The organism is Pseudomonas sp. 05N434, from assembly GCF_056396965.1.
Genome location: NZ_JBFTMK010000095.1, coordinates 1 through 11,303, shown reverse-complemented (window position 1 = coordinate 11,303; position 11,303 = coordinate 1). Strand labels below are relative to the sequence as shown.

The window sequence follows — 11,303 nt, the reverse complement described above, 5'->3', positions numbered from 1 at the left end:
CACCAGCGCCGGGCTGGCCGGCGGGCTATTCGCCAGCGGCCGGATCCCACCCGAAATTGCCTTGCGTCGCAATAAACGCCTGCTGGTGCGGATTCCGCGCCGCGACCTGTGCGAAGTGGCGCTGGTGGACGTGGCGGTGTCCCCGCTGCCCTTCATCGGCGCCCGTGCAATCAGCCGTGGGATCGACCTGGCGGAGGTCTTTGTCACCTTCGCGGAACCTCAGTCCATTGGCATCTCGGCCCTCTGCGGCTTGTGGTTTCCGGTCTCGCGCCAAGCCCCCAACGGTGCCTGGATGCGCCTTGATCCGCAATCATCCGAAGCCTTGCTGGTGCCCCTGGCGCCCGGCCTGTTGCAAGGCTGCGGCGTGCTCGCGGCCGCCAGCCTTGAACCCGGTGTTGCCCATCGTCTGTGCCTGAGCAGCGGCACCCTGGCCCTGGATGGCGAACGGGAAATCGAATTCAACGCCGATGACTTGCCCACCGTGACCCTCGACTCCGGCGGCCCGTTGAGCATCGATGTCAATGCGGCGCTGGCCTATGCCGCGCAAGAGCGGCTGCTGGCCATCGGTCGTGAACACCCGCAACACCCTTTGAACCTTGCACTTTGAAACTTGAGCCTCAAGACACCCTGGAGAATAAAAATGTCGACACAGCTGACTGCTGATCAATTGCTGCATGCCTATCGGGTGATGCGCACCATCCGCGTCTTTGAAGAGCGCCTGCACGTGGAGTTCGCCACCGGCGAGATTCCCGGTTTCGTCCATCTTTATGCCGGTGAAGAGGCCTCGGCCGCCGGTGTCATGGCTCACCTGAGGGATGACGACTGCATCGCCTCCAACCACCGTGGCCACGGTCATTGCATCGCCAAGGGCGTTGATGTGCACGGGATGATGGCCGAAATCTACGGTAAGAAAACCGGAGTCTGTCAGGGCAAGGGCGGCTCCATGCACATCGCCGATTTCGAGAAAGGCATGCTCGGTGCCAATGGCATCGTCGGTGCCGGTGCACCGCTGGTGGTAGGGGCGGCCCTGGYCGCCAGGCTCAAGGGGACCGACGGCGTCGCCGTGGCGTTCTTCGGCGACGGCGGTTCCAACGAAGGGGCCGTGTTCGAAGCGATGAATATGGCCTCGGTGTGGAACCTGCCGTGCCTGTTCATTGCCGAGAACAACGGTTACGCCGAGGCCACGGCGTCCAACTGGTCGGTGGCCTGCGATCACATCGCCGACCGCGCAGCCGGTTTCGGCATGCCTGGGGTCACCGTCGACGGCTTCGACTTTTTCGCCGTTCACGAAGCCGCCGGTGCCGCGGTGGCGCGCGCCCGAGCCGGTGAAGGACCGTCGTTGATCGAGGTCAAGCTGACCCGCTACTACGGTCACTTTGAAGGCGACGCCCAGACCTATCGGGCACCGGACGAGATCAAGTATTTCCGCGAACACAACGACTGCTTGATGCAGTTTCGCGAGCGCACCACCCGGACCGGATTGATCGATGCCAGCCAGTTGGACCAGATCGATGGCGAAGTGGACCTGCTGATCGAAAATGCCGTGCGCAAGGCCAAGTCAGACCCCAAGCCGAGCGCCGCCGACCTGCTCACCGACGTCTACGTTTCCTATCCCTGAACGCCCCTATAACAAGAATCGAGACTTTTATCATGGCGAGAAAAATCAGTTATCAGCAGGCAATCAACGAAGCCCTGGCCCAGGAAATGCGTCGCGACCCCAGCGTGTTCATCATGGGGGAAGACGTCGCCGGCGGTGCCGGTGCTCCCGGTGAAAACGACGCCTGGGGCGGGGTATTGGGCGTGACCAAGGGCCTCTACCACCAATTTCCCGGCCGCGTGCTGGACACGCCGCTGTCGGAATTGGGTTATGTCGGTGCCGCGGTAGGCGCAGCGACCTGCGGCGTGCGCCCGGTGTGTGAGTTGATGTTCGTCGACTTCGCCGGTTGCTGCCTGGACCAGATCCTCAATCAGGCGGCCAAGTTTCGCTACATGTTCGGGGGCAAGGCTTCCACCCCGTTGGTGATTCGCACCATGGTCGGCGCGGGCCTGCGGGCCGCCGCCCAACACTCGCAAATGCTCACGTCGCTGTGGACCCACATCCCCGGCCTGAAAGTTGTCTGCCCGTCATCCCCTTATGACGCCAAGGGCCTGTTGATCCAGGCCATCCGCGACAACGATCCGGTCATCTTCTGCGAACACAAACTGCTCTACAGCATGCAGGGCGAGGTGCCGGAAGAGCTCTATACCATCCCGTTCGGCGAGGCCAACTTCCTGCGCGACGGCAAGGACGTGACCCTGGTTTCCTATGGGCGCACGGTCAATACGGCGATGGATGCAGCCCGCAGCCTGGCAGGGCGGGGGATTGACTGCGAGGTCATCGACCTGCGCACCACCAGCCCGCTGGACGAAGACAGCATTCTGGAAAGCGTGGAAAAGACCGGGCGCCTGGTGGTGATCGACGAAGCCAACCCGCGCTGTTCCATGGCCACCGACATCTCGGCCCTGGTGGCGCAAAAAGCGTTCGCCTCGCTCAAGGCGCCCATCGAGATGGTCACCGCGCCGCACACACCGGTGCCGTTCTCCGACTCTCTGGAAGACCTCTATATCCCCGACGCGGCGAAGATCGAAAACGCCGTGCTCAAGCTGATCGAGTGGAGCAAGCGTTCATGAGCCAGATCCATACCCTGACCATGCCCAAGTGGGGCTTGTCCATGACCGAAGGCCGGGTCGATGTCTGGCTCAAGGAGGAGGGCCAGGCGATCGCCAAGGGCGATGAAGTGCTCGACGTAGAAACCGACAAAATTTCCAGCAGTGTCGAAGCGCCGTTTTCCGGTGTGCTTCGCCGGCAGATCGCGCGCCAGGATGAAACCCTCGCGGTCGGTGCATTGCTCGGCATCGTGGTCGACGGCGAAGCCAGCGAGGCCGAGATCGATGCGGTGATCGAGCAGTTCCAGGCCGCGTTCGTGCCAGGTGACGGTGCCGAGGAAGACAGTGGGCCGAAGCCGCAGAAGGTCGAACTGGACGGGCGACTGATCCGTTACTTCGAGCGTGGCGAAGGCGGGGTGCCGTTGGTGCTGGTGCACGGGTTTGGCGGTGACCTGAATAACTGGATGTTCAATCATGAAGCGTTGGCCGCCGGGCGCCGGGTGATTGCTCTGGATCTGCCGGGCCATGGTGAGTCGACCAAGCAACTGGAACACGGAGATCTGGATGAGTTGAGCAGGGTGCTGCTGGCTCTGCTCGATCATCTTGATGTTCCCGTGGCGCATCTGGTGGGGCATTCCATGGGCGGGGCGGTGTCGCTGAACACGGCGCGCCTGGCTCCCCAGCGGGTGCGTTCCCTGAGCTTGATCGGCAGCGCCGGCTTGGGTGCGGAAATCAACGGCGATTACCTGCGAGGTTTTGTCGAGGCAGCCAGCCGCAATGCCCTCAAGCCACAATTGGCGCAACTGTTCTCCGACCCCGAACTGGTCAATCGGCAGATGCTCGAAGACATGCTCAAGTACAAGCGTCTGGAAGGGGTGGATGCGGCCCTGCGCCTGCTGGTTGCGGGGCTGTTCAAAGAAGGGCGGCAACAACTCGATCTGCGTGGCGTGGTGCAAGAAAACCGGCAACCGGTGTTGCTGATCTGGGGCAGTGACGACGCGATCATTCCTGCGACCCACAGCGCTGGCCTGGCTGCTCAGGTCGAAATCCTGCCGGGTCAGGCGCACATGGTGCAGATGGAAGCGGCCGAGCAGGTCAATCGGCTGATTCTGGACTTTGTCCAACAACACTGATGCCTCCCTTGGCGGCCGGCCATTTGCCGGGCGCCAAGGCCAACGATTTCAAGGAGATTCCAACATGAGCCTTCCAATTGATCCGACCCGCAGCATGCGTGCCGCTGTCTGGCACGGTCGTCACGATATCCGCGTCGAAGATGTGCCGTTGCCCGTCTCGCCACCGGCGGGCTGGGTGCAGATTCGCGTGCAATGGTGCGGTATTTGCGGCTCCGACTTGCATGAATACGTGGCCGGGCCAGTATTCATTCCGGTGGATGCGCCGCACCCGCTGACCGGCATCAAGGGGCAGTGCATTCTCGGTCATGAGTTCTGTGGCGAGATCGTCGAAATCGGCGCCGGGGTCCAGGGGTTCAGTGTGGGCGAACCGGTGGCAGCCGATGCCTGTCAGCACTGTGGCACTTGTTATTACTGCACCCATGGGCTGTACAACATTTGCGAGAACCTGGCGTTCACCGGGCTGATGAACAATGGCGCGTTCGCCGAGTTGGTCAACGTGCCGGCCAACCTGCTTTACAAGTTGCCGGCCAACTTTCCCGCCGAAGCCGGGGCGTTGATCGAACCGCTGGCAGTGGGCATGCACGCGGTGAAAAAGGCCGGGAGTTTGCTGGGGAAAAATGTGGTGGTGGTTGGCGCGGGAACCRTCGGCCTGTGCACCATCATGTGCGCCAAGGCGGCTGGCGCGGCCCAGGTCATTGCTCTGGAAATGTCGGGAGCGCGCAAGGCCAAGGCCCTGGAGGTGGGGGCGAGCCAGGTGCTGGACCCTAATGAGTGTGATGCGTTGGCTGAGGTGCGGCGGCTGACCGGCGGGCTGGGGGCGGATGTCAGTTTCGAATGCATCGGCAACAAACACACGGCCAAGCTCGCCATCGACCTCATCCGCAAGGCCGGCACGTGTGTATTGGTGGGCATCTTCGAGGAGCCCAGCGAGTTCAATTTCTTCGAGCTGGTCGCCACCGAAAAACAGGTGCTGGGTGCACTTGCCTATAACGGGGAGTTCGCAGATGTGATCGCCTTTATCGCCGACGGTCGGCTGGACATCACGCCGCTGATAACCGGGCGTATTCAGCTGGAACAGATCGTCGGGCAGGGCTTTGAGCAACTGGTTAACAACAAGGAGCACAACGTGAAAATCATCGTGTCACCCGCTCGAATCTGAGGCACCTGCAAGAGAGCGATTGATGATGGCCGGGCCTGAACATTCCTGCCTAATTCGGGCAGGAGATGTTCAGGCAACTTGTAGCCCACCTTTTCAGAGCTGCACCCGCCGCAGCCTGCCGCTCAACGGGACGACGGTGTTGTCTGGCATGGGCAGTGGCCGGCCGGTCAAACCCATGCCTTCGCTCACCAGTACCGCATCCTCCAGCAGACACAAGTTGGAAGGGGTATCCAGGTCGCGGGCGAGCACGGCGACCTGGGCGGTTTGCAGATTGCAGCTCAGCAGTCGCCCGGTAAAACGGGTAAAGCCGCCGTGCAGCGGTTCGCCGTTCCAGTCGGGTGGCAAGGGTTGCTGCAGGCGGTCGCAGAGCTCCAGCACCAACACGTTGCCCTTCGGACACAGCGCCAGTCCGGTGGGCAGTTGCAGGCCACGAATCAGGAGCTCGACTTGCCCACTGTCAGGCCAGACCCGAATCACCTGGCCGGCCTGATCGGCAAAGTCGATGCCCTTGCGCGTCGGGTCGCCCTGCAACTCTCCGGAAAATAGACTGATCAGCACTGCGTCGGTCACCGGTTCGTAAACCAGGGTCACCGGGACGGCTTCCTGGCCCTGCTCCAGTTCGGGCAACTGGACCAGCACGCGTTCGTCCTGTCCGCTGGTGAATTCCACCAACTGATTGGTATCGGGCTTGACCGCCAGCCAACTGCGGCGGGTCGGGTGGTAACACAGTGCATTCAGATTGCCACGGCTGTGAAACACCGGTTCGGGCGGTGTGAATTGCAGGTCCAGCAGTTTGGAACCCTCGACGTAATCGGTCTGGCTGACCAGACAGCGCCCGTCACCGCAGGCGATGTCCGACAGCCCCATGATTTCATCGCGCAGCATGCGGGCCTGCATGTTCATGGCGCGAAAACCTTGCGCCAGTATCTCGCCGGGCAGATAGGCGCCGGGCTTGTGCGGATCCGGTCGCAGTCGACTGATACGACCGCTGAAGGGCTGCTCCGGCAGGCCCGAGCCGGCTTCGGTCAACAGCAGGCTGCCATCGGCCTGCACGCAAATGCCCCGAGGGTTCAGCAGGCCTTCGGCGATGATGGTGCTCGGGCACAGGGTTTCGCTGGGCCGCGCCGGGATATTAATGGGAATGGGCATAGGGCTCTCTCCATGAATAACGGATGGATGCGGTTACTGCGGCGGTTGCCACGGTTCACCGGTGAGATAAGCCCGGAGCAGCGCCCGCTGGCAGGGCGACATCGAGCGCACCACGGGCATGAACAGCGTGGTGCCTTTGTACGCATCCGAAGTTCGGGCGAGGATGGGGTTCTTGGCGCCCATGACCGCGTCGGGCTGATTGAGCGGGATGTAGCGCGACATGGCGGGGAAGGCCAGGTAGTGAAAGCGCAGGACGTTCGGGTACATCAGCTCCCAGGTGATGTGGGTGCCCGCGGGGATGTCGAAGTCGGTCTGTGCGTATTTGCGAAAGCTGGTGAAGTAGCCACTGCTTGGAAGGCCATTGGCTGTGTAGGTCAAGGCGACAAAACCCGCCTGGGCGGCAGAACCCGCTTTGACGGTGACCGGGAAACTGATCGCGAGCTGGCCAGGGTTAACGGTCAGCGATGCAGGAAAATCGAGGAAATCCCAGTATTGCGGTTCATCGTACACAGCAGGAGCAGCAGCCTGCAGGTCGATTTCGGTGGCTTTGGGGACCGGACCGCCCAAGTACCTGACCTGCAAGGTGATTGACAGGCCATTGGGGTAGTCCTCCAGGTAGACGTTGCGCTGATCGGCATACACCCGATAGGTCGATTCGGTGGCTTGCAACGTGGTACCGGCGACCTTGCCGGGCGCGTTGATCGCCAGGGCGGCGGTCTGCACTGCCTGTAGCTGGTTGGCGGTCAGGGGCAGGTCGACGATGCCGCCATACACGTAGTAGTCGAATAGAAAGCGGTTGGTCGGGTCCAGGGTGGCCAGTTCAGTGGTGCCTGCGGTGATGGTGACGGGGCCGTAGTTCGCGTTCGGTCCGATAGGGCTGGTGATATCGTCCCTGACGGCCCTGAAGGTTTGCTTCGGAATGACGTTCACCATGTCGATGCTCAGGTAACCGTTGCCGCCCAGGTCGGCATAGCCGGCATTCCCCGTACTCTGGTTGACCAGTTGCCGGCCCGGCTGGCAGTTCAGCGGCTCGTCGGCGAAGGCCGGGGCCAGCGTACCGATGACCCTGCCGATGCTCGGGTTGGGGGTGTATCGGCCGGCGGCATAATCGGCGTCCAGTTGTTCCGTGGTCATCGTGGGGCACATTTCGAACATGACGAAACGCAGGACAATGCCGGTCGCACCCGGTGCCTGGATGATCGAGCGCAGGCCACTGCTGTTCTGGTTCCAGCTGACGATGCTGCTCAAAGGGAAGGTCAGTTGAAACGTACCGCTGGCGTGGAAAGATCCCGGCGCATCCATTTTCGCGGGCAACAGCACACGTCCCGCCACGTCGAAACTGCTGCACACGGTATTACTGCGAATCAGCAACTGGATGTCGCTGTTACCACCAATCTGCAGGCCGCCGACGAATATCTGGGTGGTCGTTGAGGAGGTGGGGTCCAGGTCCACCATCATCGGGCCGGAGACGGGGCCTTGTCCGGTCACCGGATCCACCGAGCCGAGCAGATAAACCGGCTGGCCCACCATGTCGCCGGTGGTGCTGATGCTGCCCGGATTGCCCTGGGAACTGATCAAGGCGTTCTGCATGTCGACGACATGCTGCCCATAGTGATTCCAGCCGCCAGCGGTGTAGTAGTCGCCGTCGGGCGCGTTGATCATGTTGTTCAGCTGATCGTCGGTGTAAGACTGCGCAGTCGGTGCCAGGGTCGAGGTGGTCAGGTCGAAGAGCGGCCATTCATCATTGCCGTCGTAAGGGATGGTGGGGGAGTTGTTCGGCAGGCTGACGTCCGTGCGGATGCCGCCCCAGAAATTCAGGCGTGGTCCATTGAGAATGCTCATGATCTATTCCTCGTCCTTGGTGGTTTTGCCGACAGGCGCGTTGGCGAATTTGAACATGTAGGAGAAATCGGCCTTGTAGGGGCTCTTGACCGGTGTCGCCATGGAGTGGCAATTCATGCAGCTGCTGTTGGGCTGGATGTAGCTCTCCATGGTCACGTTGGCCGAGAGCGACGGGGTCGGCTGGCCCAGTGGATTGCTGGGGTTGTCCGGCATCAACGGACGCTGGGTGGTGATGAGCTGGTAGTACTTCAACACGCTTTTTTGCACGTCCGGGTTGGTGCGGTAATTGGTGTTTACCCCGTTGGTGATCTCGGCAATCGGGGTGACCCGGTTCAGCGGGTTCGGGGTCTGGAACGTGGTGCCGGGTTTGGGCACGCAGACCAGTTGTCCGCCCTGAGTCTGCCAGTCGCAGGGTGACTGGTTGAGGCTGACGAGGGGCGCGGTGGGGTTGAAGTAGGAGTAGGTTGTGCCGGGTGTCGGCTGATCGACCCACTCACCGTGTACCAGTTCCTTGGGCGGAACGTTGTCGATCTGTTCGAAGGTCGACCAGATCCACTGTGGATAGCCATTGACCTTGGTGATGATGTGCAGGCCCACCAGGCCCAGGTAGGCCTCGGTGACACCGCTGCGCTGGCCCTGGTCGTTGAACGTGGCTACGCGCGCCAGCATGGTCAGGTAGTGGCTGGCATTGTCGTTGGGGGTGAGGATGCGCCAGCTCGACTTGACCTCGATGACCCCGTTGGGAAAGTTAATGTTGTTGGCTTTGGAAACGACATCGGCGTTATAGAAGCTGTTGTTGACGATGTAGTCGTAGGACGTCTCGTTGGCCGAAATGTCGTAGTAGGTCGGGTTGCCGGCCTGGTCGATCAGCCAGCCGCCGACAGCCTGATCCACGGCATTCACCTGGGTGCTGTTCTTCAGCGCGGCGATGTTGATGATGCCCAGGCTTTTGGCGGTCTGCGGGGTGTTCCACGGGCCAGGATCTGCCCCCTTCGGCAGGAAGATTTCCTCCACGGTCTTGTAGGTTTGCCAAACGGTGTAGCCGGGGTCCCCAGGCTGTTTGGCGCAGTCGGGATCACCGCGCTGCCCGTCCTGTGCGGGCCAGTTCAAGGCGATGAACATTTGCCAGCTGTATTGATCGAACTGGTCCTGACTGGCATTGGCGGCCGGCGCGGTGCTGGGGGGTTGGCAACTCAGGTTACTGGCCTGCGTCGACGGCATGGCCTGTTCTCGGGCCAGGGCCTGCTCCAGGATCAAGGCCGGCAGACTGGCCAGGCCCACTAACATCACGCAGAAACGGAATGTGGTTTTCATGGCGATCCTTCGTCGTTATTCAGGGTTTGCGTTGCATGAGCTTGTTCCACTGCGCCTTTTGGCCGTTGCTCTGTGACGCCGGTGGCTCGAACAATTGGCAGGGCGGTGGATTCGCCGGGCACATGGCAGCCACTTGCGCCCAGGTCTGGGCCGGGTCCGGTTTGGCGATGCGGAAGTTGGTGTAGTTCTGGCTGACGATGGGGGCATTGGCGACGCTGGCATCACCGGAGAAATAGAACGACTGCGGATGCCGGTAGGGCGGTTGTCCCGTGACGTTCTTGTAGAAGGCGTAGCCGAACAGGATCGGGCCTTGTGGCGAGTCGACATCCAGGGCATAGGCTTGCACGCTGCCATTGAGGTTCTGGCTGCGCGCGGCACTGTAGGGCAGGTGCTTGATGAAATCCTGCCGTGGTGGGTGGTTCATCGGCGAGAACATGCAGCAGGCCGGCATGTCCTTGGGACGGTCCTGGGGATAGGTCAGGAAGTAGGCCTTGTTGCCCAGCGACACGAAGGAGCAGGTGTAGTTGTTGTTCTTGATCGGGAAGATCGGCAGGCAGTATTTCTCGTAGTGTTCCATCATCGCGCCGAAGCCGTCGCCATCCGGCGGGATGTAGGCGGTGTCGTAGTAACTGGTGCCGCGAGAGACGGTGTAGTCCGCCGGGGTCAGGGTGGTGGGTGGATTGCTGTAGGGCGGCGGGTTTTTCTCGTAGTTGTGCATCACCCGGTACATGGTCCAGTCGCTGATCCAGTAGGCCGGGAAAAACGGATCGGAAGGCTCGCCCACGGAACGCTTGGCGATGCAGTTGCCGTTCTTTTCGTTACACCCCAGGTTGTTGTGCACCCCCATGCTGAAGTAGATGGCCTCGCTGTCCTGGGCGAAAACAGGCGGGCTGAGCAGCAGGATCAGCAGCAACAACCGGTCCAAGATGATTTTCATGGGACACCTCCTGTGAAGTGCCGGGTGGCGGACTCGCCACCCGGTAATCCGGCGTGAAACGTCAAAGGTCGTTGTAGTCGCTCATGGAGAGTTTCCTGGGTGGGAAGTTGAGTTTCACCAGGCGTTTGGCCCACAGCTGCAGCACGGCGCGGCGGCTTTGCGACAGGTCTCGGGTGATCGGCATGGCCAGGGTGCTTTCGTCCTGGTTGTCCTTGTTGATCAATATGAGTAACTGGTCGACGGCGCCCTCCACCCGCGTGCGTGAATCAAGGGGCATGTACTTGTTCATGATGGGGTAGAGGTAATAGAACGACTGCAGCACCTTTGGAAAGATGAACGTGTTCCATATTTCTTCCGGAGCTTGCGTGGAGGTGCACATGCCGTTCCAGGTGTCGATGAAGTCCTGTTGCAACTTCATGTCCAGCGGCAGGACCCGCAGCGGGGCAAGGAAGTCGACGTAGGCCTCGGAGAGCGGGAAGCTGAAGGGGATGGTCGGATCCTTATCGCCTTCCTTCACGAAGAAGCGCAGGGTGGGGAAGCCTGGCGCGACTGCCTTGCAGCCTATCTGAGCGATACCTTGGGCGTTGGTGGTGATGACGGCATAGGTGTAATTGACGGAGTTGCCCTTCTCGTCGTTCAGCGTACCGGTGCGACCGATGGGCTTGTCCAAGGTCAGGCAGGGGCGCAGGTTCACCGCGACCGGTTTACCGGAAACAGTGAGGAACTCTTGATAACCGACTGGGGTTCCAGAAGGTTCAGGCACGTCCTGCAGGTCCGTCAGTCGGCGGCCGCTGCCAGTGCTGCGGTAGAGGCCGACCGAGGGTGCGTCGGTGAACTGCGGCAGACCGGCCGTGTTCTTGCTGCGGTCCGCCGGGTTGTCGTAGAACAGCGTGAAGTCGGCGGCGTTGCTGAATGCCAGGTAGTAGTCGCTGCTGGTCACCATGTAGGGGTTGTTGTACTCGGCCACCCACAGTGTCGTGTTGGCGGCCGGCTGGCCATYGTTCTGCACCATGATGGTCAGCTTCTTGTAGTCGCCGACGTCGATGAAGCTGCCGCTTTCGATCACCTCGGCGGTCCATGTCTGCTGGGTGGCGGCGACGGTCTGGGGAGCGCTGTACAGGCC

General features: G+C 61.5%; 8 protein-coding genes and 2 pseudogenes. 5 read left to right on the top strand and 5 right to left on the bottom strand.

Annotated features, from left to right (window positions below; translation table 11 throughout):
- The 5 genes and pseudogenes from AC1DLB_RS08920 to AC1DLB_RS08900 form a co-directional block, all read left to right on the top strand.
- Positions 1-607 (top strand): annotated as a pseudogene (locus tag AC1DLB_RS08920) (ATP-NAD kinase); the annotation flags it as partial.
- A gap of 33 nt (positions 608-640) precedes the next feature.
- Entirely contained in the window at positions 641-1,618 is a 978-nt protein-coding gene (locus tag AC1DLB_RS08915; RefSeq protein ID WP_477784884.1) for a thiamine pyrophosphate-dependent dehydrogenase E1 component subunit alpha, read from the top strand.
- Between the two features lie 32 nt (positions 1,619-1,650).
- Positions 1,651-2,670: an alpha-ketoacid dehydrogenase subunit beta gene (locus AC1DLB_RS08910; RefSeq protein ID WP_018928915.1), complete on the top strand. Its 1,020-nt coding sequence runs from the start codon at positions 1,651-1,653 to the stop codon at positions 2,668-2,670.
- Positions 2,667-3,779, top strand: coding sequence for an acetoin dehydrogenase dihydrolipoyllysine-residue acetyltransferase subunit (locus tag AC1DLB_RS08905; RefSeq protein WP_477743212.1), 1,113 nt, complete (start codon positions 2,667-2,669; stop codon positions 3,777-3,779). Before AC1DLB_RS08910 ends, AC1DLB_RS08905 begins: the two co-directional genes overlap by 4 nt.
- Before the next feature lie 94 nt (positions 3,780-3,873).
- Positions 3,874-4,938 (top strand): 2,3-butanediol dehydrogenase, encoded by a 1,065-nt coding sequence (locus tag AC1DLB_RS08900; protein ID WP_477784885.1) that lies wholly within the window; start codon positions 3,874-3,876, stop codon positions 4,936-4,938.
- A gap of 93 nt (positions 4,939-5,031) precedes the next feature.
- Here the strand turns inward: AC1DLB_RS08900 and AC1DLB_RS08895 are convergent, their stop codons facing one another.
- The 5 genes and pseudogenes from AC1DLB_RS08895 to AC1DLB_RS08875 form a co-directional block, all read right to left on the bottom strand.
- Complete coding sequence (locus AC1DLB_RS08895; RefSeq protein WP_477743211.1) at positions 5,032-6,087, bottom strand: hypothetical protein; 1,056 nt, start codon at positions 6,085-6,087, stop codon at positions 5,032-5,034.
- Positions 6,088-6,120: 33 nt separating this feature from the next.
- Positions 6,121-7,929, bottom strand: coding sequence for a hypothetical protein (locus AC1DLB_RS08890; RefSeq protein ID WP_477743210.1), 1,809 nt, complete (start codon positions 7,927-7,929; stop codon positions 6,121-6,123).
- Between the two features lie 3 nt (positions 7,930-7,932).
- Complete coding sequence (locus AC1DLB_RS08885; RefSeq protein WP_477743209.1) at positions 7,933-9,243, bottom strand: hypothetical protein; 1,311 nt, start codon at positions 9,241-9,243, stop codon at positions 7,933-7,935.
- Between the two features lie 19 nt (positions 9,244-9,262).
- Entirely contained in the window at positions 9,263-10,180 is a 918-nt protein-coding gene (locus tag AC1DLB_RS08880) for a hypothetical protein (RefSeq protein WP_028940750.1), read from the bottom strand.
- 61 nt (positions 10,181-10,241) lie between these two features.
- Positions 10,242-11,303 (bottom strand): annotated as a pseudogene (locus AC1DLB_RS08875) (hypothetical protein); the annotation flags it as partial.